Origin of the sequence: Brachybacterium sp. AOP43-C2-M15 (assembly GCF_052446295.1) — a bacterium.
Classification (GTDB): Bacteria; Actinomycetota; Actinomycetes; order Actinomycetales; family Dermabacteraceae; genus Brachybacterium.
Genome location: NZ_JBQSWB010000003.1, coordinates 303,745 through 325,444, shown reverse-complemented (window position 1 = coordinate 325,444; position 21,700 = coordinate 303,745). Strand labels below are relative to the sequence as shown.

Below are 21,700 nucleotides of genomic sequence, written 5' to 3'. Positions count from 1 at the left end.
CCCGGAACCCCCCGCCCACCGAACCGGGGACAGGGCGCACCCGGGACAGGGCGCACCCGGGACAGGGACGGGGAACGATCAGCGGCGCGGCGTCGTCGTCTCCCCCGGGGCGAGCGCCCCGACCACGGGGTGCGGCACGTACGGGGCCTCGAGCGTCTCGAGCTCCTCGCCGGTCAGCTCGAGGTCCAGGGCGCCGAGCGCGGCATCGAGGTGGGAGCTCTTCGTCGCCCCGATGATCGGGGAGACCACGGGGTCCTGTGCGAGCAGCCAGGCCAGAGCCACGTGCACCCGTTGCACGCCGCGCTGCTCAGCGATCGTGGCGACCTTCTCGACGATCGCTCGGTCCGTCTGCTCGGTGGCGTCGTACTTGGTCCTCGCGGTGGCGTCGGTGCGGGCGCGCTCGGTGTCCGCGTCCCAGTCGCGGGTGAGCCTGCCCGCGGCGAGCGGACTGTACGGCGTCGAGGCGACGCCCAGCTCGCGCAGCAGCGGCATCATCTCCCGCTCCTCCTCGCGGTAGAGGAGGTTGTGGTGGTTCTGCATGGAGACGAACTTCGTCCAGCCGTTCGTCTCGGCGACGTGCTGGGCCTGCAGGAACTGCCAGGCGAACATCGCCGAGGCGCCGATGTGGCGCACCTTCCCGGAGCGCACCACGTCGTCCAGCGCCCGCATGGTCTCCTCGATCGGGACGGTGTGGTCCCAGCGGTGGATGATGTACAGGTCGATGTAGTCGGTGCCGAGCCGTTCGAGGCTCTTGTCGACCTCGGAGAGGATCGCCTTGCGGGAGAGACCGGCCCCGTTCGGCCCCTCGTGCATCCGTCCGTGCACCTTCGTGGCCAGCACGATCTCGTCCCGGTTCGCGTAGTCCGCGAGCGCCTTCCCCACGATCTCCTCGCTGCGACCGAGCGAGTAGACGTTCGCGGTGTCGAAGAAGTTGATGCCCTGGTCCAGGGCGTGCCGGATGACAGGTCTCGCGGCGTCCTCCTCGAGGACCCACGGGTGGATCCATCGCGCGGGGTCGCCGAACCCCATCGTGCCCAGGCACAGTCGGGAGACCTCCAGGCCGGTGCGTCCCAGCTTCACGTACTCCATCGGATGCTCCTTCTCGTGACGGCTGCCGGGCGCTGTCCGCCCGGGTCCCATCCTCCCCCGACGCCCCGCGATGAGGGAGGTTCTGCCAGGGAACCCTTTCCCGCGCGCGCCTCGCGACCGCCGTGGCATCCTGACCGCGACCTCTCCCGTGCACGTTCCCCGGAAGGACGACCCCGATGACCGCTCACCGCGACCTCGCGACCCCGCTGGGCCGTGCGCGGATGCTGTTCGCGATGCTGTCCGCACCGAAGCTGCGCCGCGCCCTCGGCGACCTCCTCACCGGTGCGGGACCGGCGGAGGACCCGTCGGTGCACGGCCCGCTCTCCCGCCTCGACTGGCTCGGCGAGGAGGGCGAGGTGGACGTCGAGGCGCTGCGGGACACCACCGACGCCCTCGCGCTGATGCGCTCCTCGGAGGCCATCCTCGAGGTCGGCCGACTGGACGGGATCCCGGTGCCGACGGAGGAGTCGCGCGAGGTCAGCGGCAGGATCGCCCGGATCGTGTTCGAGCGGGTGGGGGTGGAGCGCACCCTCGGCGAGGCGGAGCTGAACGCCGCGATCGCGATGTTCGCCGCGGACGTCGCCCTGGTGCGGCGCGATGCGGTGGATGCGGGCGTGCTGACACGTTCGGCCGACGGGTCCGCGTACCGGCTCGCGCCGCCTCCCTGACCTGCAGCCCTCCGGGCGCTCGCCCTGGGAGCGGCTCAGCCCCTGCTGTTGCGCCCCACCAACCGGATCACGCGGTTGATCAGCGGGACCCCGACGATCAGCAGGACCCACCACATGTCGAATCCGAACTGGCGGGCGAAGACGGCGAAGACCACCAGCACGACCACGGAGCTGAGGATCCCGCCGACCTGGGCGCCGGACCCCTTGCCGTGGCGGGATCCCTGCCTGCTCCCGGAGCCGGCGACCCCCTCGAAACCGGACCGCCAGGGGGACTCCTGTTCGCCGTTCAGGTCTTCCGACGAGCCGCCGGCGGACTCCCCGAAGCGGGGCGCCATCTCCTCGGCGGAGGGCTGCTCCCAGCTGCCGTCAGAACCGCCGTCCGAGGTGACGTCCGAGCCGAAGTCAGAGCTGAAGTCCGAGGTGACGCCCGAACTGACGTCCGAGCTGACGTCCGGGCTGACGTCCGAACCGGCCGAGGAACTGTCGTCGGGGACAGGGTCGGCGCGGCGATCGGAGATGTCCTCCGCGCCGTCACCCGAGCGTCCGCGCCCTGGGAGCGGTCCCGCGTCGTCGCGGCCGGGCAGGCCGTCTCCGCCGCGGTCCTTCCCTCCGAGCCAGGACGCGTCCCCACCCGGTCCGTGCTCGTCTCGTCCCCACCTGATCGCCATGCGGCCACTGTAGACACCTGTCGCGGGCGAGGCGAGCCCCGCCCGGGCAGGCAGCTGTCGCCGAGAGCGCGGCTGTGAGGCGCCCTCACCGCCACGAGACGTCGGCGATGCTCTCCGGCAGGTACGCGAGCGCGGCGAAGTCGGACGAGGGTCGATCCACCTCGAAGGTCTCCCGCACGGCATACGGGTCGGCGAACAGGGAGGTGTCGATCCTCCAGCCGAGGAATCTCCGGGGCCCGGGATGGGTGAACTCCTCGGCGGTCACGACGGAGGCACCGTCGATCGCATCGCCGCCGATCGAGACGCCGTCACGGGGCGCCCGGAGCGCGTGCTCGGTGGATCCGGGGCGCGCCGGGGGCAGCGGGACAGACGTGTACTCGCCCGTCCCGTCGCCGCCGATGGACGGGTCCACGGCCCGGCACGTGCCCTCCCCGCAGAGCACGCCGACGGGGTGGTACCGGGCGCCGAGCTCCTGGCGCAGCACGTGCCCCATCGCGGGCCCGCCGAAGCCGTCGGGATTCCTGGCCAGGTGCTCGTTGTGGGCCCAGACCACGGTGATGCCCCGGGCGGGCAGGTTCTCGAGCAGGGTGCGCGCCATGTGGAGGTCACGGCGGTGGAGCCGCGAGAGGTCGGGCGCGGCGAGGTAGGCATCGGCGTGGCGGCGGAGGTTCCTGGCGAGAGAGGCCGCGGGCTCCTCCGCCGCGGACTCGATCCGGCGGCAGGTCGTCCCGAGCGCGAGGACCTGCCCCTGGTCCAGGACGACCCGTTCCGCCACGACCCGGAGCTCCGGCGTCCGATGACCGAGCCCGTGCAGGGCGCGGGCCGTGCGGTAGGGCTTGGAGATGTCGATCCCGACGAAGCGGGTGCGGCGCTCGCGGGGCTGCTGCCCCGTCAGCACGCGCAGCTCCCGCATCCCCGCACGGATCGTCTCCGTGTCCCAGATCGAGCTGCCGAGGTCCCAGGCGGCGTCGAGGTCCCCGTCAGTGCCGAGGTCCCAGGCGGTGTCGAGATCATCGGCGAGGTGGAGATCTCCGCCAGTGGCGGCACCACGGGCGGTGCCGAGCTCGCGGTCGCCGCGCAGCACGGCGTCGACCCGCAGGCCGACGGTGAAGGACTCCTCGAACGCCAGGGCGCCCAGCAGGCCCCGCCGCGCCAGCTCATGGATGATGCCGAACTTCCAGGCGAAAGCATTCGCGCTGCCGTGGGTGGGCTCGCCGAGACCGAGCACCCCGTCCTCCCCGAGCACGGGCAGCAGCTGGTCGACGAGGGCGGCGCTCACCGGAGCATCGTCGCATCCGCGGCTCGCCCCCTGCCGGCATCTCATCGCCCCGGTCACACCCCGCACCGGCCATCGAACGATCCGCGATATGATGATTTCATCATGCCGCTATCCCAGAATCAGCGCCCCCTCTACGAGGTCAAGGCGAACCTGTTCAAGGGCCTCGCCCATCCGTTCCGGATCCGCCTCCTCGAGCTGCTCTCCGCCGCCGACGAGGTGAGCGTCTCGGAGCTGCAGGCGGACACCGAGCTCGAGGCCTCCCACCTCTCCCAGCACCTGTCCGTGCTGCGCCGTCACCACCTGGTGGTCTCCGAGCGTCGCGGCAGCCACGTCTACTACCGCCTGGCCGACCCCCGCATCCGCGAGCTGCTGGCCGTGGCGCGCGCCCTGCTGCTGAGCATGCTGAGCGAGGACACCGACCGCCTCTCCACGGCGCAGGGCCTCCCCGAGATCCAGGGCGTCGGCCGATGACCGCCGCCGGGACCACACCCCCGTCGGCCGCCCCCACCCGTGCCCGGCGACTGCGCGCCGCGATCACCCGCTCCCGCGACCTGTGGCCCGCCCGCGAGGACTACCGCCTGGTCCGACGGACCTGGCGGAAGGACCTCCTGGCCGGGGTGACCGTGGGCATCGTGGCCCTGCCGCTGGCGCTCGGCTTCGGCGTCAGCTCCGGCCTCACCGCGGAGCAGGGTCTCGTCACCGCGATCGTCGCCGGCCTTCTCGCCGCCGTCTTCGGCGGCTCGAACGTGCAGGTCTCCGGCCCCACCGGCGCCATGGTGGTGGTGCTGGTCCCGATCGTCGCGACCTACGGCGTGGGCGCGATCGCGGCAGTGACCCTGCTGGCCGGGCTGATCGTGACCGTGACCGGGCTGCTCCGACTGGGCAAGGTGGTCTCGATCATCCCCTGGCCGGTGATCGAGGGATTCACCCTCGGGATCGCCTGCATCATCTTCATGCAGCAGATCCCCCTGATCGCCTCCGCGGCCCCGACCGCCCCGGGCGAGCACAGCTCGAACGCACTGGTCGCGGCAGTGCAGTCGCTCGCCGCCGCGGATGCCGAGTACCTGACCTGGGCGCTCGGCGCCGTGGCGATCGTGGCGGCGTGCATGGTGATCGCCCCCCGGATCCATCCCTCGGTCCCCGGCTCGCTGATCGGCATCGCGGTGGTCGCGGTGCTGGCCGCGCTGCTCCCGGGCCCGCTCGCGACGATCGGCGCGATCCCCTCGACCCTGCCGGCCCCCTCGCTGCCGAGCATCGACCCGTCCCTGCTCACGGTGCTGCTGCCGGCCGCGCTCACCGTCGCGGCCCTCGCCGCGATCGAGTCGCTGCTCTCGGCGCGGGTCGCCGGGACCATGGCGGACACCGGCGCCTTCGACCCCGACCGCGAGCTGGTGGGGCAGGGCGTCGCCTCCATCGGCGCCTCCCTGTTCGGCGGCATGCCCGCCACCGGCGCCATCGCGCGCACCTCGGTCTCGATCCGGGCCGGGGCACGCACCCGCCTCGCCTCGATCGTCCACGCCCTGGTGCTGCTGGCGGTGGTGTACGTCGCCGCCGGACCGGTCGGATCGATCCCGCTGGCCGCGCTCGCCGGGGTGCTGTTCATGACGGCGATCCGCATGGTGCGCGCGGCGACCGTGCGCTCGATCATGACCTCGACCCGCAGCGATGCCTGGATCTTCGTGATCACGGCGCTGATCACCGTGTCCTTCGACCTGATCGTCGCGGTGCTGATCGGGGTGACCCTCGCGGCGGTGGTCGCGCTGCGCGCCGCCTCCCGCTCCACCGGGGTGAGCCTCGAGCCGATCGAGGCCGATCAGCCCAGCGACCTCGACGACTCGATCGTCGCGGTGCGCTTCCAGGGGCCGCTGTTCTTCGTCTCCTCCGAGAGGGTCTTCGAGACGGTGATGGGCGTGCGCTCGGTGACCGTGGTGATCCTGCGTCTCTCCCGGCTGGAGCGGGTCGACGCCAGCGGCGCCCAGGTGCTCGCGGAGATCGTCCGCGGCCTCGAGCGGCGCGGGATCACGGTGCTGATCAAGGGCGTGCAGGACAGCCACAGCGCCCTGTTCCGACGAGTGGGCGTGCTCGCGGCGCTGCGCCACCACAAGCACCTCTTCGTGGACTTCGACGGGGCGCTCGAGCACGCCCGCTCGCACGTCGAGCGCGCGCGAGCGGGCCAGGCGGTGCCGACCTCGCAGCTCGATCGCTGAGACCCGGATCGCGCGGGTCCCGACGGCGAGGGACCCGACCGCAGGTCGCGCGATCGCGCGAGCCCCGACCGCAGGACCGGCGACCGCACGGGCCCTGGGCGCCGGCGCCCCCAGGGGCCGTGCGCTCAGGCCGCGCGCACCCGCTCGCGGTGCCGCTGATGCAGCTCGTCCCGGGTGCTCCAGCCGCTGAACAGTCCCGCCCCGGGCTCGAGCTCGCGGCCCTCGGCGAGGGACCCGACCCGTACCGGCTCGTACCCGATCCGGTGCAGCACCGTGCCCACGGTCTCGGCCGCACGGGCGTCGTCCGCGGCCACCGCGATCGCGCGGCGCCGCGGGTCGCCGTGCTCACGGCCCTGGTCCTCGACGTCGTGGTACCCGATGTGATTGAGGGTCTTGACGATGCTGGCCCCGGGAAGGCGGGCCGCGAGCAGCTCACTGGTGGACAGCTCGGCGCTCGCGTCGCCGAGGGCGGCGCGGGCGGCGGTGACCGCCGCGGCGTCGACCTCGCCCCAGGGGTTGGTCGCGTCGATCACCACCACGTCCCGCAGCGCCTCGGGGTCGAGCTCGAGGGCCACGTGCAGGGGCAGCGTGATGACCACGACGTCGCAGGTGACCGCGAGCTCTTCGACGTCCACGGCCCGCGCACCGGGAAGCTTCGCGGCGAGCGAGGCCGCTCCGGCCCGGCCGGCGACGTGCACCTCGAGGCCGCGGCGCAGCGCGGTGCGGGCGAGCGCGCTGCCGCTCTTGCCGGGACCGAGCACGCCCAGCCGGGGCGCGCGCACGGCCCGGGGAGCGGCGGGCACCGGGCTCGCCGAGGCCGCCGGGGCCTCCGGGGCCAGGCCCGCCGTCGCTGCGGAGGTCCGCGCGGCGGTCTCCCCGTGCGCCAGGGCCGCCTCGAGCAGGTCCCGCGCGAGGGCGTCGTTGCGACGGTGGCAGGGGGCGTTGGTGCGCGGGCGGGCGAAGGCGCCGATGGGCAGCTCGGAGGTCCAGGGGCCGACGGCCCACAGCGCGCGCCGGACGGTGCCGTCCGGGGCGATCACCCGATGCCGGTGGTCGACCTCGAGGGTGCCCGGCGAGGCGGCGGCCTCCCGACCCACCGCCTCGGCCCCGCCCTCGACCAGATCGCGCAGCAGCGGGTTCGTGGAGTCCGCGAGGGACGCCTCGGGCAGGAAGGCGTCGATCAGGGAGTCGGCGGCCACGCGCACCCCGGCGGCTCCGCGGGCCACGTAGCGGCCCGTGCTCTCGTCGGCCGTGATCCGCAGGCGCGGCCCGAGGAAGCGCACCACGCCGGCGCGCTCGAGGGCGAGCAGCTGGTGCAGGCGGTGGGGCGGCGGGCCCGAGTCCACGAAGCTGAACAGCGAGTGCCACCAGCGCGGGTAGTCGCGAGCGGCGTCTCCCCGCAGACGGGTGGCCGGGAGCTGGTCCACCAGCACGCCGTGCAGGCGCAGCAGCAGCTGGAACAGGGCACGGGCGGAGGCGGTGTCCCCCTGGGTGCGCGAGCGCAGGTCGTGCTCGATGCTGCGCACCACGGCGTCGCGGGTGACCTGCGGATGGGCCTCCCCCTCGAGCCAGGACAGCGGCTCGTCGAGCCAGGCGAGGGGCTCCTCCCCCGGTGCGGCGGTCGGGGCGTCGGGCACCCAGCGGGCGATCTCGGCCGCGATCAGCGGCACCACGTCGGCGCGGAAGTCGAGCCGGCCCTCGGCATCCTCCCGGGCGGCCAGGTTCTCGGCGGACACGTGCGCGAGGTCCCCGGGTCCCGCGGGATCCCCCTCGTCGCGGACCTTCGAGTGGTAGGGCACGCCCCGTCGGGAGCCGACCCAGAGGTGCGGCTCCCGCCCGGAGGGGCGGTAGGCGAGGCGGCCGGGCTCCCCGGGGCGGGGATCGGGGGCGAACTCGCCGCCGCGGCCCTCGGTCAGCAGCGCCATGAGGTCGATGAAGGCCAGGCCCATCCCGCGCACGATCACGTCCTGGCCGGGTGCGAGGAGGTCGAGCTGCACGTCGGAGGCCTGCGCGGGCGGGAGGTACACGCCGCCGTGGCGGCGCGCGAAGGCGGCCAGCTGGTGGCGGGTGGCCGTCGGCCGGGCATCGGTGTGCCCGGCGGCCAGCAGCAGCAGGTCGGCGTGCAGCGGCGCCCGGTCCTCGAGCTCGACGCGCCAGGGGGAGTCCTCGGCGGCGGGGCCGGTCCCGCCTGCGGGCGCGACCGCGGTGGCGGTGGTGCGGTGCACGGCGACCGTGACGGTGTGCGGCAGCGCGGCGAGCACCTGGCCGAAGAACCACTCGAGGTAGAGCGCCTGCACGCGACGGGAGGCGAAGTCCGTCGCCGTCAGCGCCCGGATCTCCTCGAGGCGCTCGGTGCCCGCCGTGGGGGCCGCGATCGTGCCCTGGCGGATCCCCTCGGCCCATTCGGCGAGCGAGGGACCGGCCGTCACGGGGCCCGCGCACTCGACGGTCTCGTCCGTGAAGATCGACACATCGGCCGCGCGGGAGTTCATCAGCAGCAGAGGGCTCTCGTCGGCGCGCCAGATGCGACCGGCACCGGGCATGTGGGGATCCACGATATCGATGTGCACGGGCGTGCGCTCGAGCCGTTCGGCCTGGTCGGGCTGACCGGCGCTCGCGCCGAGCCGCTCCAGCACGCCGATCGCGCGCGGCCCGCCGCCGACGATCACGAGCCGGGTGCTCGCGGTGGTGATCCGGGAGTTCATCCGTCGGATTCCCTTCTGAGGTGCCTCTGTGTCGCAGCATGACGACTCATAGCCGTCACCTTGCATCTCCATTAGATTGGCTTATAGCGTCGGCTCCTGCAAGCCAGGACCGTCCCCCGGTTCATGCACCGTCACGGAAGGCACACCATGACCTCCTCCGTCGAGATCGCACCTCGAACGGCCCCGGCCACCCCGGCCGACGGGCCCGCGTCCGCGATCGGAGCGCAGGACATGTCGGCCCACGCATCGCAGCCCACGGGCGAGGACCTGTCCCATCTGCGGGTGGTGCCCGCGCGCCATCCCGGCCGCGCGGTGCTCGCCGTCGTCGTCGGCCTGGTGGTCGCCGCGATCCTCTACTCCTTCGTCACCAACCCGCGCTGGGAGTGGGGAGTGGTCGCGCAGTGGTTCTTCGCGGAGTCGATCATCCGCGGACTGCTGGAGACCCTGAAGCTGACGGTGGTCGCCGGCGCCCTGGGCTTCGGCCTGGGCCTCGTGCTCGCCCTCATGAGGCTCTCGCCGTCGGGCCTGATCTCGGGCGTGAGCTGGACCTTCTCCTGGATCTTCCGCTCCACGCCGCTGCTGGTGCAGCTGCTGCTGTGGTACAACCTCGGCTATCTCTACGAGCGCGTCAGCCTGGGGATCCCCTTCACCGACGCCGCCTTCTTCGAGGCCCGCACCAGCGACCTGATGACCCCGATGCTCGCCGCGGTGCTGGGCCTGGGGCTGCACCAGGCGGCGTACGCGGCGGAGATGATCCGCGGCGGCATCCTCTCGGTGGACCAGGGCCAGCTCGAGGCGGCCAGCGCGCTCGGCATCCCCGCCCGCGACCGCTCCCTGCGGATCGTGCTGCCGCAGGCCATGAGGGCGATCCTGCCCCCGGCCTTCAACGAGATCATCGGTCTGGTCAAGGGCACCTCGATCGTCTACGTGCTCGCCCACGCCGAGCTGTTCTTCACGATCCAGCTGATCTACGGCCGCACCCAGCAGGTGCTGCCGATGCTGCTGGTCGCGACGGTCTGGTACGTGGTGATCACCTCCGCGCTGTCGATCGGGCAGTACTACATCGAGCGCCACTACTCCAAGGGGGCGGTGCGCACCCTGCCGCCCACCCCGCTGCAGTCCCTGCGCGCGCGCCTGACCCGCCGACGCCCCACCCCGACGGGAGCTCCCGCATGACCCTGCTGACCCGCCGGCGCCGCCCCGAGCCCGCGCCCTCCACCGCCTCGACGGACGCGCCGTCGGCCGACGGTGCCGCGTCGGACCCCCCGGCGGTCGGCGGCCTGGTCGAGATCCGCGGCGTGCACAAGTCCTTCGGGGACCTCGAGGTGCTGCGCGGCATCGACCTGCGCATCCCGCCCGGCTCGGTGACCGCGATCCTGGGCCCCTCCGGCTCGGGGAAGTCCACCCTGCTGCGCACCATCAATCATCTCGAGCCCCTCACCCAGGGCCTGATCAGCGTGGACGGCGAGGTCATCGGCTACCGCCGCGAGGGCGACCTGCTGCACGAACTGCACGAGCACGAGGTGCTGCGCCAGCGCACGGCGATCGGCATGGTGTTCCAGAGCTTCAACCTCTTCGCCCACATGACGGCGCTCGCCAACGTCACCGAGGCGCCCCGTCGCGCCCTGGGCGTGCCGCGCCGCGAGGCGGAGGCCCATGCCCGCGAGCTGCTCGAGCTGGTGGGGCTCTCCGACAAGGCGGAGGTCTACCCGCGCCAGCTCTCCGGCGGTCAGCAGCAGCGGGTCGCGATCGCCCGCGCCCTCGCCCTGCGCCCCAAGGTGCTGCTGTTCGACGAGCCCACCAGCGCCCTGGACCCCGAGCTGGTCGAGGAGGTGCTCGAGGTGATCCGCTCCCTCGCCCGGGCCGGCACCACCCTCGTGATCGTCACCCACGAGATCTCCTTCGCGCGCGACGTCGCCGACACCGTGGTCTTCATGGACCGCGGCCGGATCGTCGAGCAGGGACCGCCCGCCGAGGTCATCGACCGTCCCCGGCACGATCGCACCCGCTCGTTCCTGCAGCGCGTGCGCAGCGGCGACCAGCCGCCGTCGGCCGCCCCCGCGCCCTCCTCCACCCCGTCCCCTCACCGCTTCGAGGACCCCTCATGACCGCTCCCCACCGTCTCCCGCGCCCGCAGTCCCGACGCCAGCAGTCCCGACGCCTGCTGTCCCGACGCCTGCTGTCCCGCCGCTCCGTGGCGGCCGGCGGCCTGCTGCTGCCCGCCGGTCTCCTCGCCGCCTGCTCCGACCCCGTCCCCGCCTCCTCCGCCGGGGCCGGCGGCGGCTCCGACGCGTCCGACGGCGGCGGCGAGGAGAGCGGCGGCATCGACACCTCCGGCTCCCAGGAGCTGATCCGCGCCTCGGCGGACGAGGAGGTCGCCGCGCTGCTGCCCGACGAGATCGCCGAGGCCGGCGTGCTGCGCGTGGGCATCAACGGCACCGGCACCGCCCCGCTCTCGTTCCTGGCCGATGACAACACCACCTACATCGGCTCCGAGATCGACATCGCCCGGATCGTGGCGGACAAGCTCGGCCTCGAGTTCGAGCTGAAGATCACCACCTGGGAGAACTGGCCGCTCAAGCTCGAGGCCGGGGAGTTCGACGTGGTCCACTCCAACATCGGCATCAACGCCGAGCGGCTGCAGAAGTTCGACTTCGCCTCCTACCGCGCCGCCTTCATGTCCTTCCTGGTCAAGAAGGGCGCGGACTACTGGCTGGAGGATGCCGACTCCCTCAGCGGCCGTCTCATCGCCGTCGGCGCCGCCACCAATCAGGAGCGCATCCTCATCGACTGGAACGCCGAGCTCGAGGACGCGGGCAAGGAGCCGGCGGAGCTGAAGAACTACTCGACCGACGCCGACACCCTGCTCGCCCTCGGGTCCGGCCGGGTGGACGGCTACATCTCCCCCTTCGCCTCGCTGAGCTTCATCGCCGCCCGCCGCGACGACTTCGAGCTGCAGGGCAAGATCAACGCCGGCTGGCCGGACGAGACCCTGGTCGCGGGCACCTTCCCCGCCGGCAGCGGCCTCGCCGAGCCCTACGCCGCGGCGCTGAACGCGCTGATCGAGGACGGCACCTACGCACAGGTGCTCGAGCGCTGGCAGCTGACCGAGGAAGCCCTCACCGAATCCCGCGCCCACACCCAGGAGAACCCGTGAGCACCACCACCCTTCCCACCGCCGCACTCGGCCACGAGGGGGCCGCGGAGGGCACCGACCCGTCGGCCCGCGTCCTGCCCGCCCTGGCCGTCGACCTGGTCACCGCCCCCTCGCTGCTGCCCGAGCTCGCCCGTCTCGCCCGCGACCTCGAGCGGGCCGGCGTCGGCGCCCTGACCCTCAGCGACGGCGGGCTGCACCCGATCCACGTCGCCTCCCACCTCGCCCCGCTGACGGAGGCGGTGGGGCTGCTGCCCCGCACCGACGCGATCTACGTGGAGCCGTTCCACCTGGCCACGCAGCTGATGAGCCTCGACCACATCACCCACGGCCGGGCCGGCTGGCTGCTGAGCGCCGAGACCGATCCGGCGGTGCCCGCGACCGTCGGCCGCACCGTCCTGGACCTCGACGCCACCGCCCGCGAGGCCGCCGACGTGCTCGAGGCCGTGCGCCGGGTGTGGGACTCCTGGGCCCCGGACGCGGTGGTGCGCGACACCGAGCGCGGCGTGTACGTCGACGCCTCCCGCCTGCAGTACGCGGACGTGGAGGCCGAGACCTTCTCGGTGCGCGGCCCGGCGATCACACCCCGCTCCCCGCAGGGCCTGCTGCCCGTGCTGGTGGCGGACACCGACCGCGCCGCCGTGGGCGAGCACACGACCGAGCGGGCCGACGGGCGGGTGCTGGACCTCGACGTCTCCGGCGGCGCACGGGCCGACGCCCTGAGCACGCTGATCCGGGAGGCCACCACGCACACGGCCGACGGCGCCTCGGTGCGGCTCGTGCGCCTGGTGGGCCTGGACCTCGAGGCCGACGCGCCGGGGACGGTCGCCGAGCTCGCCACCGCCCTGCGCGCCGAGGGGCTCATCGCTCCCGCGCCCCGGGACGGGCAGGACCTGCGCACACAGCTCGGCCTCGAGCCCGCCCCCTTCCACCGTGATCCCGCACGGCGCGGCGACCGCGCCCGCCAGACCCGCGAGGAGTCCGCATGACCACCGCCCAGTTCCCCGCCCTCGCCGACGCTCCCCTCTCCGCCGAGGCCGAGGCCCTCGCCACCGGTCCGGCCGAGCACCCCCTCCACCCGGACCACACCCCCACCGGACAGCTCGCCCTCGGCGTGTTCTTCCAGGGGGTGAACTCCTCGACGATCTGGCGCCTGCCCTCCAGCGGGGACCAGGTGGCGTGGGAGTCCTTCGAGTCCCTCGTGCGCACCGCCGAGCGCGGGAAGTTCGCCGCCTTCTTCCTCGGGGAGGGCCTGCGGCTGCGCGAGCACCGCGGCGTGCCCTTCGAGCTCGACGTGGCCGGTCGCCCCGACGCGCAGACGCTGCTCGCCGCGCTCGCCGCGATCACCGAGAACATCGGCCTGGTCGCCACGCAGAACACCACCTACAACGACCCGGTGGACCTCGCCCGACGCCTGCAGACCCTCGACCTGCTCTCCGGCGGCCGGGCCGGCTGGAACATCGTCACCACCGACAACGCCTGGACCGGGGAGAACTTCCGCCGCGGCGGCTACCTCGACCACGCCGACCGCTACACCCATGCCGAGGCGTTCGTGGAGGTCGCCGAGCAGTTCTGGCGCGGTGAGCAGATCAGCCACGACGGCGCCCACTACTCCGTGCGCGCCCAGGGGGACCTGCCGCGCTCGGCGCAGGGCCGGCCCACCCTGTTCCAGGCGGGCGCCTCCCCCGCCGGCCAGGACTTCGCCGCCCGCACCGCCGACGTCATCTTCTCCCCGCACGGCTCGCTCGAGGCGGCGGTCGAGTTCCGCCGCAGCATCGTCGAGCGCACCGTCGCCGCCGGCCGCGATCCGGGCAGCGTGAAGATCCTCCCGGGCGCGGAGATCGTGCTGGCGCCGACGGAGGAGGAGGCCGACGAGAAGATCCGCTGGGTGCGCGACCTGCAGATCGGCCCCGAGCAGGCGATCGCCCTGCTCGAGCAGTACTGGGGACGGGACCTCTCCGACTTCGACCCGGACGGCCCGCTGCCGGACGTGGCCCCGGAGGTGGCGGAGTCCGGGGTGACCCGCGGCAGCGGCTTCCAGTTCGCCAAGGCGGAGGAGCTCACCCGCTCCTGGCGCGAGGAGGCCGCGGAGAAGGGACAGTCCATCCTGGAGTTCGCGCGGGCGAAGTCCGGCTCCCGCCGCGGCGCCTTCACCGGCAGCTACGACGCGGTCGCGGACCGGCTGGTGGAGTTCGCGCGACTGGGGGCGATCGACGGGCTGAACATCACCCCGTGGCTGATCCCCTCGGGCCTGGACGACATCGTGGACCACCTCGTGCCGCGCCTGCAGGAGCGGGGCGTGTACCCGAGCGAGTACGCGGGCTCGACGCTGCGGGAGAACCTGGGCCTGCCGGAGGTGTGAGGGCGGGGGCCGCACGAGACCCGAGAATCCCTCTCCCCCTCGCCCCTCCCCTCTCCCCGCTCCCCGCTCCCTCTCCCCGCTCCCCGCTCCCCTCTGTCCCCCTCCGCGCTCTCCTCTGTCCCCCTCCGCGCTCTCCTCTGTCCCCCTCCGCTCTCCCTCTCAGGTCCCACATCAGGGAGCGCAACGGAGTGGGGGGAATCCACGGCCTGTTCCCCCCACTTCGTTGCGCTCGAGCACGAGCACCGGCGGAGAGGCGGGGTCGGACGCTTGCCGCCCGTGCACGGGAGGACCACCCTGGAGGCGTGAGCGATCATGCCGCACCGCCTGCCGCACTCGAGTTCGCGAGCGTGGCCCGCGGAGCTGTGCCCGGACTGCGGCGGGGGACGACCTACCGGGGCCGCGGGCTGGAGCCGGGGAGGCACCGCGGGCTGCCGAGCACCACCCTGACCGCCATCGTCAGCCTCGACGGCCCCGTCTCCACGGTGCGCGACGAGTCGGCGCCCTGGGCACCGCGCGATGCCCGTGCGGATCTCGTCCTGGCCGGGATGCACACGACCCCGGTGCTCCTCGAGCAGCCCTCGACCCAGGAGGGCATCCAGCTCCAGATCGAGCCGCTCGCGGCCCGCGCCCTGTTCGGGACGCGAGCGGCCGATCTCGTGAGGGCCTTCGACGCCACGGACGTGCTGGGCCGGGCCGGGCAGGACCTGCGGGAGCAGGTCGGAAGCACGACCGAGTGCCCCGGCGCATCGACCTCATCGCCCGGACGTTCCGCTCGTGGAGCGCCGACCACCGGCCCGCCGCAGGGAGCGTCCGTCCGGAGGTCGCCGAGGCGTGGCGGCTCGTGGTGACCAGTCGCGGTCGGATCACGATGGACGCCCTCGCGCACCGGGTGACGCTCTCCTCGCGGCAGCTGCGCACCGAGTTCGCGCGCGAGTTCGGGATCGGTCCGAAGAGCGCGGCCCGGCTGGCGCGCTTCGAGACGTCGCTCGAGAGGATCGCCGCGACCGTCCACGCGGGCCGCACCCCGCACCTCTCCACCGTCGCGGCGGACGCAGGATTCTCGGACCACGCCCACCTCACGCGCGACTTCCACCGGTTCACGGGCACCTCGCCCACCCGGTGGATCCACGAGGAGCGCCGAAATCTTCAAGCAGGCGGCCACGGCACCGTCCAGGATTGAGCCATGAACACCTCCAACGACATCCCCCAGCCCGGCACCCCGCAGCACTCCGACGTGTCCCGACCGCCGTGGGGGCCACGCCCAGTGAGCGCGGTCTTCCCCGCCTTCCAAGCCCATGACGCCCGCGACGAGATCCGCTTCCTGTGCGACGTGCTCGGCTTCGTCGAGACCCTCGTCGTGCCCGGGAAGGACGACACCATCGCGCACGCCCAGCTGGACTGGCCCGGGGGCGGAGGCGTCATGTTCGGCACCCACCGTCCGGACGCGGAGTACCAGCGCGAGCCCGGGACCCAGGGCGTGTACCTGGTGACCGACGACGCCGGCCTCGACGCGATCGCGCAGCGTGCGCAGGCGGAGGGCTCCGGCGCTCGGATCCACCGACCGCTGGGAGCTCCCGAGCAGGGCGGACGCGACCTCACCCTCGCGAACCCGGAGGGGAACCTCTGGACCATCGGCACCTACCCCGGAGAGCCCGCCGCCGCGACCTCCTGACCCGCTCGAGGCGCGGCGCGGGGCCTCGGGCGGGTCGGGCCGGGGCGGACCAGCACGGCGAACGGGGCGGGCCGGACCGCTACGGCGAACGGGGCGGACCAGCACGGCGAACGGGGCAGAAGTGGGGAATCGACGCCGAGTTCCCCCACTTCTGCCCCGCTCGCACGGGCCGGGATCCGCCGATCGCTGAGCGCAAAGCCATAAGCAGGGCTTGCTACCCGCGTCTATCATGGTGGGCATGGATCCTCGTCGCCTGCTCATCTTCCGCACCGTGGTGCGCAACGGCTCGATCGGCGCCGGCGCCCGCGAGCTGGGCTGGACCCAGCCCGCCGTCTCCCAGCACCTCGCCGCGCTGGAGAAGGAGGTGGGCACGCAGCTGCTGCTGCGCTCCTCCTCCGGCATCACCCCCACCGAGGCCGGGGGCCGGCTCGCCGCGCACGCCGAGGCGATCGCCGCGCAGCTGCACGCCGCGGAGGAGGAGCTCGCGGACATCACCGCGCTGCGCCGCGGCTCGGTGAAGTTCGGGACCTTCCCGTCGGCCGCCGCGATGCTGCTGCCGCCGGTGCTGAAGACCCTGTCGGAGACCGCCCCCGACCTCGACGTCACCTTCTCCGAGCTGGAGCCGCCGGACGCCGTGGTCGCCCTGCGCGAGGGCGAGCTGGACCTCGCGCTGGTGTTCCGCTACCCGTGCAGCGACATCGGCGACGAGGGCACCCTGGAGTGGACCCCGCTGATGGAGGATCGCGTGATGGCGGTGCTGCCGCGCGACCATCCCCGGGCCGAGGATCCCGATCTCACCCTCGGCGACCTCGCGAAGGACCCCTGGATCGCGGGCTGCGAGCGCTGCCGCGCGAACCTCATCTCGAGCGCGCGGCGGGCCGGCTTCTCTCCGACGGTGCGTCACTCGACCGACGACACGATCGTGGTCCAGCAGCTGATCATGCACGGCGGCGGCGTCGCCCTCATGCCGGAGACCGCGCTCGAGGCCGCACCGTCCGCGGATGTCGTGGTGCGCGCGGTGCCCGACCTCGACAACCGGATGATCGGCCTGCTCAACCGTCGCGGCGCCCTCGCGATCCCCGCGGTGCGCGCCCTGCGGGACGCCCTGGTCGCCGAGACCAACGACCGCCTGGCCACGGCCGTGATGATCTGAGCGGATCGGCGCACGCACGCCGCCGGGGCCGCTCTCCCCGGAGCACACGTCCAGCGAGCACGCCTACCCTGGAGCCATGACCCGTCACGAGGCCCCCGGTCCCGCCGCCGCGCCGCGCCGCCGCGCCCCGCGGAAGGCATGGCTGCGACCGGCGCTGCTGCTGGTGGGCGGGCTGCTCCTGACCGCGCTGCTGGTACTCGCCGACCAGTACCTCGCGGCGGTCGCGGTCGTTCTGTTCAGCCTGTTCATGGCGTACTGGACGAGCCCGCTCCGCGCCGGGCCGCACACCCCGCTCGCGAGCGCCCTCGAACGCCGCGGCGACGACATGGCCATCGTGCTGTGGGCACCTGGGAACCCCCTCTCGGCGCGCCTGCAGGCGGCGATCCGCGGCCCGCGGGAGGACCTGATCTGGGTGAACGTCTACCAGGATCCCGCCGCACAGCAGTTCCTCGCGGGCCACGGCGGGGACGAGGCGATCCCGCTGGTCATCGTCGGGGACGAGGTCTCCCCGGCCGCGAGCGTCGTGCAGCTGCTGGACATGCAGGCCGCGGGCGCCGAACGTGCGAAGGGCCGCGGCCAGGCCTGACCCGCCCTGCCGCGAGCGCCGCGCACGACCCTCCGGCGAGCGCCGGGCACGACCCTCCGGCGAGCGTCGCGTCCGGGCCCGCGGCGAGAGTCCGGTCCCGGCCCACGGCGAGAGTCCGGTCCAGGCCCGCGGCGAGAGTCCGGTCCAGGCCCGCGGCGAGAGTCCGGTTCAGGCCGTGGGCAGCTCCCCGATCGAGACCGCCCACTCCCGCGCGCTGCGGTCGACGATCACGCTCTCGCGCAGGAACGGGTCGCCGTCCAGGGCGGCCAGGGCCGCCTCCTCGGACTCCGCGCTGACGATCAGCAGCGCCCCGGGGGCACCGCTCAGCGGGCCCGCCAGCAGCAGCGTGCCCTCGGCGTGCAGCTCCCGCAGGTGCTCACGGTGCTCGGGGCGGACGGACTGCACCCGCTCCGCATCGTCGATGTAGGTGTACTGGACGGCGAAGAGGGCCACGGCTGCTCCTGGGATCGAGGGATGCGGGCCGACGTCGGGCATCGGCCGCGCAGGGCTGGGTCCATCGTGCCCCACCGGCGTGCTCGCCCGAGCGGCGTCCCACGGCGGCACCGATCTCCGCGGTCGGCCCCGCGGCTTCTCAGACCGTGAGGGCGGCCAGCTCCCCCGCGTCCACGGTGCGGGTCAGATCCGTCGCGATCACGCTCCCGTCGATCTCGACGTCGTAGGTGATCTCGACGGCGGCCTCCAGGGCACCCAGCGGCACCTGCACCCACGCGAACTGCAGGGAGTCCTCGAGGGCTCCTGTCTCGGTGTCGACGGCGTCCCCGTCGACCACGAGTCGGCTCGCGGTGATCGTCGTGACGACATCGGGAGTGCGTCTCCCGCGGACCACCGTGCCCTGCCGGGAGATCCCGAGGCCCCGGGCCTCGAGCCACGCGGACCCTGCCGGTGCCCAGCCGGCCATCGTCGAGAACGTCGAGTGGACCAGCTCCGCGGAGAACTCCGGCGCGGTCCACAGGTCGCCGTCGACCAGGTCCTCGATCGGCAGCTCCTCGCGGATGGTCTCGGGGTCGGTGGCGGCGTAGAGGGGCTCCTCGTCCAGGCGTTCGCCGTCGGAGACGGCGAAACGGGCGACGCGCCCCTCGTGGACCACCTCGATCACGGCATCCGAGCCGTCCCCGGGGACGACCACTCCCGCGCCCCCGGTGGGGACGGGGCCCCCGAGGTCGTGGGTCTCCCCGCCCGCGGCGACCTGGAAGGTGGTCCGCGTGCGCACCAGCTGCCCCGATCCGGTGCGCTCGGCGCTCCCCACGTCCAGCGTGATGACCACCGCGCCCTCGGGCGCCCGCAGGGGCGAGGCCTCCGGGCCCGCGGACTCGTGCACCCCGACTCCGGTCACCGTGTACGTCCCGTCCGGCATCGCGACCGTGAAGGAGGCGCCGTCGAGCCCCGGGCTGTCGAGGCCCCTGGTCGTGCCCACCTCTGCCGGAGGATTCGTCTCCGCGGACGGCGCGCAGCCCGACGCCGCCCCTGCATCGAGGAGGCCGAGCGCCATGGCCGCGAGGCTGCGGCGGGAGAGAATCTCAGAGGTCATGAGCTGAGGGTAGCGGTGGCCCGCGGGAGGACCAGGAGAGAGGTCCCCGTCACCGGCCCCGGATCGGCAGCCAGTCCAGGACGTCCTGGATGCCCTGGTCCCAGAACTCCCAGGCGTGGTCGCCGGGGCGGAGCCGCGAGGTGAGGTCCACGCTGCTGCGCTCGGCGGCGTCGATGAAGCGCTGGTTCTGCTCGAGCAGACCGTCCTCGGTGCCGCAGTCCAGGAACAGCGCGGGCAGCGTCTGCGGATCCGCCGCGCCGAGCAGCCCGACCAGGTCATCGGCGGTGCCGGTCACGTCACGCGAACCCCAGATCCGTGCCGGCATCGACTCGTCGCGCGCCGTGAGGTCCATCGTGGTCAGATCGATCGCCCCGGACAGGCTCGCCGCGGCCGCGAAGCGATCGGGATGGTTCAGGGCGAGCTTGAACGCACCGAACCCGCCCATCGACAGACCCGCCACGAAGGTGTCCTCCCGAGCGGTGGAGACGTGGAAGGTGCGGGCGACGAGCTCGGGCAGCTCCTCGGAGACGTAGGTCCAGTACTTCTCCCCCACCACCTCGTCGGTGTAGAACGAGCGGCGCACCTCCGGCATCACCACGGCGATGCCCTTCTCGGTCGCGTAGCGCTCGATCGAGGTGCGGCGCTCCCAGATGGTGCAGTCGTCGCTGAGGCCGTGGAGCAGGTAGAGCACCGGGACCCCGTCGGGGGCGCCTCCCGGCCCGCCCGTCGCGTCGGCACCCTCCATGCCGATCCCGGGGGCGGCCTGGGGCATCAGCACCACCATGGAGGTGCCCATGCCGAGGGACTCGGCGAAGAAATCGGTGCGCAGGCGGATCATCGGTGCTCCTGGGGTCGGTGCGGCGGGTGGGGCGGGCGGGGCGGGAAGGACGTCACGTGGACGGTCATCCCTCGATCGGGATGCCGGTCAGGCGGAAGGGCGTGGCGCCGAGCACGGCAGTCTGTTCGAGCACCACGGTGTCCACGCCGGGCAGGTCGCGGTACAGCGCGACGAAGCGCAGCGTGTCCCCCGGTCGGGCGTCGTCGGAGGCGCTGGTGTCGGAGGCGTTGCGCCATTCGACGTCGCCCTCGATGGCGGAGTCGCCGAGACGGTAGTCGAGCGGGTACGTCGCAGTGCTCCCCACGAGCAGGCGCGGTGCGAAGCCGGCATTGTGCGAGGAGTAGCCGGTGGAGTCGCCGCGGTAGCTGTAGACCCCGGTGCCGAGATCGACGGTGTCCCCGTAGCCGACCTCCCCGGTGCTGCCCTCCTCGAGCCGTTCGGCGAGCACCGTCACCTCGAGCAGGCCGTCGAGCCGCCGGGCGGCGGGGGCGGAGACGCGATAACGGACGTCGGACCTGGAGACGCGCACGAACCCCTCGGCGGCGTCGGCCTCCTGGCCGTCCCCCAGCAGTCCGGGATCGAAGGGCGGGACCTCGCCGCTGGTGTCGACCTCGGTCCGCTCGACCCTGCGCGAGGTCAGCGTGAGCTCGACGCGGCGGTTGAGCCGACGGGCCTCGTCGGAGGCGTCGTCGATCAGGGGCTCGGACTCACCGCGGCCCTCGGTGATCAGCTGGTGGACGGAGGTGTCGATCCGCTCCGCGAGGGCCTCGGCGACCGCGGTCGCGCGATTCTCCGAGAGGGTCTGGTTCTCGGCGTCGCCGCCGACGTCGTCGGTGTGGCCCACCACGGCGACGGTCCCGCCCTCGTAGTCGGAGATGGTGGCCGCCGCGGCGTCGAGGACCTCGTCGGCGCGGCCGTCGACCTCGTAGGAGCTGCTGTCGAAGAGCACGTCTCCCGCGAGCCGGATCTCGACCTTCTCCTCGGACTCGATCACCTCGACACCGCCGTCGAGCTGGCGCGTGTACCCCTCGAGCGGCAGCACGGGCAGGACCTCCGCCTGCTCGATCAGGGCGTCGAGGTCCGGGATCTCCTCGTCGCCGTCGGCCGCGATCTCGGGCGCGGCGCCGTCGACCACCGGGATGTCGGGCACGAACCAGCCGGGCAGGAGCAGCCCGATGCTCGTGACATCGTCCTCCGGGGCGGCGAAGAGCATCTGGAGACGCATCGCCTCGTCGGACTCCATTGCCTCGGACAGGGAGGCGGAGGAGCGACCCACCGGGTCCCCGTCGGACGTGGTCGCGAGCAGTCGCACCTGGCTCCCGCCGCCGTCGATCAGGCGCAGCGCCGCCCATCCCTCCGCGGTCACAGGGCCCGAGACGAGGGTCGCGTCGCCCTCGAAGCGGCGCCCGCGGAGCGATCCGTCCCCCTCCGGCTGCTGGGTGACCCGCAGATCCATGGTGAGCACGCAGCAGTCGCCGGCACGCACCACGGGGAGGACGTCCAGCTCGAGCTCCCCGAGCTCGGTCACCACCGCACAGGTCGCGACGACGGCCTCCGGATCCCCGGGCTCCGCGGTCCCCGCGGCGTCGGTCGCCTCCGCCTGCGCCTCGCCCTTGGCGGTCCCGAGATCCTCCGGGTCGTCCTCCTGCGTGCAGGAGGCCAGCAGCGGGACCACCGCCCCCGCCCCGAGCCCGAGCCCCCACGTCGTGATGGCCTGCCGTCTGGTCCACGTCCGCATCAGCGCGCTCCCCGCCCTCTCCCCCGCCGGCC

21 protein-coding genes are annotated in these 21,700 nt (G+C 73.5%); 13 read left to right on the top strand and 8 right to left on the bottom strand.

What is annotated here, in order from left to right:
* Nucleotides 1-78 precede the first annotated feature (78 nt).
* Nucleotides 79-1,089 (bottom strand): aldo/keto reductase, encoded by a 1,011-nt coding sequence (locus tag ACT3SP_RS05225; protein ID WP_444586184.1) that lies wholly within the window; start codon nucleotides 1,087-1,089, stop codon nucleotides 79-81.
* A 176-nt stretch (nucleotides 1,090-1,265) separates the two neighbouring features.
* Here ACT3SP_RS05225 and ACT3SP_RS05220 point away from each other — a divergent pair, with 176 nt between their 5' ends.
* Nucleotides 1,266-1,757 (top strand): DUF2087 domain-containing protein, encoded by a 492-nt coding sequence (locus ACT3SP_RS05220; RefSeq protein WP_444586183.1) that lies wholly within the window; start codon nucleotides 1,266-1,268, stop codon nucleotides 1,755-1,757.
* Between the two features lie 35 nt (nucleotides 1,758-1,792).
* Here ACT3SP_RS05220 and ACT3SP_RS05215 read toward each other — a convergent pair whose 3' ends face one another.
* A complete protein-coding gene (locus tag ACT3SP_RS05215) occupies nucleotides 1,793-2,425 on the bottom strand; it encodes a hypothetical protein (RefSeq protein ID WP_444586182.1) in 633 nt (210 codons plus the stop codon).
* An 85-nt stretch (nucleotides 2,426-2,510) separates the two neighbouring features.
* Complete coding sequence (locus ACT3SP_RS05210) at nucleotides 2,511-3,704, bottom strand: erythromycin esterase family protein (protein ID WP_444586181.1); 1,194 nt, start codon at nucleotides 3,702-3,704, stop codon at nucleotides 2,511-2,513.
* A 102-nt stretch (nucleotides 3,705-3,806) separates the two neighbouring features.
* On the opposite strand from ACT3SP_RS05210, the gene ACT3SP_RS05205 reads away from it, so the two are divergent.
* Together ACT3SP_RS05205 and ACT3SP_RS05200 are read left to right on the top strand one after the other, a co-directional pair.
* Nucleotides 3,807-4,175, top strand: coding sequence for an ArsR/SmtB family transcription factor (locus ACT3SP_RS05205; RefSeq protein WP_444586180.1), 369 nt, complete (start codon nucleotides 3,807-3,809; stop codon nucleotides 4,173-4,175).
* The gene (locus tag ACT3SP_RS05200) at nucleotides 4,172-5,911 is read left to right on the top strand and encodes a SulP family inorganic anion transporter (RefSeq protein WP_444586179.1); all 1,740 of its coding nucleotides are present in this window, start codon (nucleotides 4,172-4,174) and stop codon (nucleotides 5,909-5,911) included. The genes ACT3SP_RS05205 and ACT3SP_RS05200 overlap by 4 nt, the downstream gene beginning before the upstream one ends.
* Nucleotides 5,912-6,036: 125 nt before the next feature.
* On the opposite strand, the gene ACT3SP_RS05195 is transcribed toward ACT3SP_RS05200, so the two are convergent.
* Complete coding sequence (locus ACT3SP_RS05195) at nucleotides 6,037-8,616, bottom strand: FAD/NAD(P)-binding protein (protein WP_444586178.1); 2,580 nt, start codon at nucleotides 8,614-8,616, stop codon at nucleotides 6,037-6,039.
* Nucleotides 8,617-8,763: 147 nt separating this feature from the next.
* Here ACT3SP_RS05195 and ACT3SP_RS05190 point away from each other — a divergent pair, with 147 nt between their 5' ends.
* The 10 genes from ACT3SP_RS05190 to ACT3SP_RS05145 all read left to right on the top strand — a co-directional run bounded on the left by ACT3SP_RS05190 (nucleotide 8,764) and on the right by ACT3SP_RS05145 (nucleotide 17,543).
* Nucleotides 8,764-9,792, top strand: coding sequence for an amino acid ABC transporter permease (locus ACT3SP_RS05190; protein ID WP_444586177.1), 1,029 nt, complete (start codon nucleotides 8,764-8,766; stop codon nucleotides 9,790-9,792).
* Entirely contained in the window at nucleotides 9,789-10,724 is a 936-nt protein-coding gene (locus tag ACT3SP_RS05185; protein WP_444586176.1) for an amino acid ABC transporter ATP-binding protein, read from the top strand. The genes ACT3SP_RS05190 and ACT3SP_RS05185 overlap by 4 nt, the downstream gene beginning before the upstream one ends.
* A complete protein-coding gene (locus ACT3SP_RS05180; RefSeq protein WP_444586175.1) occupies nucleotides 10,721-11,773 on the top strand; it encodes an ABC transporter substrate-binding protein in 1,053 nt (350 codons plus the stop codon). Before ACT3SP_RS05185 ends, ACT3SP_RS05180 begins: the two co-directional genes overlap by 4 nt.
* Nucleotides 11,770-12,759: an LLM class flavin-dependent oxidoreductase gene (locus ACT3SP_RS05175; protein WP_444586174.1), complete on the top strand. Its 990-nt coding sequence runs from the start codon at nucleotides 11,770-11,772 to the stop codon at nucleotides 12,757-12,759. The genes ACT3SP_RS05180 and ACT3SP_RS05175 overlap by 4 nt, the downstream gene beginning before the upstream one ends.
* Nucleotides 12,756-14,132 carry an LLM class flavin-dependent oxidoreductase gene (locus ACT3SP_RS05170; RefSeq protein WP_444586173.1) on the top strand — a complete coding sequence of 459 codons (1,377 nt, stop codon included), beginning with the start codon at nucleotides 12,756-12,758 and terminating at the stop codon, nucleotides 14,130-14,132. Before ACT3SP_RS05175 ends, ACT3SP_RS05170 begins: the two co-directional genes overlap by 4 nt.
* Nucleotides 14,133-14,434: 302 nt before the next feature.
* Nucleotides 14,435-14,980 (top strand): hypothetical protein, encoded by a 546-nt coding sequence (locus tag ACT3SP_RS05165; protein WP_444586172.1) that lies wholly within the window; start codon nucleotides 14,435-14,437, stop codon nucleotides 14,978-14,980.
* Nucleotides 14,977-15,312, top strand: coding sequence for a helix-turn-helix domain-containing protein (locus tag ACT3SP_RS05160; protein ID WP_444586171.1), 336 nt, complete (start codon nucleotides 14,977-14,979; stop codon nucleotides 15,310-15,312). Before ACT3SP_RS05165 ends, ACT3SP_RS05160 begins: the two co-directional genes overlap by 4 nt.
* Nucleotides 15,313-15,315: 3 nt before the next feature.
* A complete protein-coding gene (locus tag ACT3SP_RS05155) occupies nucleotides 15,316-15,804 on the top strand; it encodes a VOC family protein (RefSeq protein WP_444586170.1) in 489 nt (162 codons plus the stop codon).
* Between the two features lie 238 nt (nucleotides 15,805-16,042).
* Nucleotides 16,043-16,957: a LysR family transcriptional regulator gene (locus tag ACT3SP_RS05150; protein WP_444586169.1), complete on the top strand. Its 915-nt coding sequence runs from the start codon at nucleotides 16,043-16,045 to the stop codon at nucleotides 16,955-16,957.
* Between the two features lie 76 nt (nucleotides 16,958-17,033).
* The gene (locus tag ACT3SP_RS05145; protein WP_444586168.1) at nucleotides 17,034-17,543 is read left to right on the top strand and encodes a hypothetical protein; all 510 of its coding nucleotides are present in this window, start codon (nucleotides 17,034-17,036) and stop codon (nucleotides 17,541-17,543) included.
* A gap of 168 nt (nucleotides 17,544-17,711) precedes the next feature.
* Here ACT3SP_RS05145 and ACT3SP_RS05140 read toward each other — a convergent pair whose 3' ends face one another.
* The 4 genes from ACT3SP_RS05140 to ACT3SP_RS05125 all read right to left on the bottom strand — a co-directional run bounded on the left by ACT3SP_RS05140 (nucleotide 17,712) and on the right by ACT3SP_RS05125 (nucleotide 21,668).
* Nucleotides 17,712-17,996 carry a YciI family protein gene (locus tag ACT3SP_RS05140; RefSeq protein ID WP_444586167.1) on the bottom strand — a complete coding sequence of 95 codons (285 nt, stop codon included), beginning with the start codon at nucleotides 17,994-17,996 and terminating at the stop codon, nucleotides 17,712-17,714.
* 139 nt (nucleotides 17,997-18,135) lie between these two features.
* Nucleotides 18,136-19,092 (bottom strand): hypothetical protein, encoded by a 957-nt coding sequence (locus tag ACT3SP_RS05135; RefSeq protein WP_444586166.1) that lies wholly within the window; start codon nucleotides 19,090-19,092, stop codon nucleotides 18,136-18,138.
* Between the two features lie 49 nt (nucleotides 19,093-19,141).
* On the bottom strand, nucleotides 19,142-19,930 hold the full coding sequence (locus tag ACT3SP_RS05130) for an alpha/beta hydrolase (RefSeq protein WP_444586165.1): 789 nt from the start codon (nucleotides 19,928-19,930) through the stop codon (nucleotides 19,142-19,144).
* A gap of 64 nt (nucleotides 19,931-19,994) precedes the next feature.
* On the bottom strand, nucleotides 19,995-21,668 hold the full coding sequence (locus ACT3SP_RS05125) for an OmpA family protein (protein WP_444586164.1): 1,674 nt from the start codon (nucleotides 21,666-21,668) through the stop codon (nucleotides 19,995-19,997).
* Nucleotides 21,669-21,700: the final 32 nt, after the last annotated feature.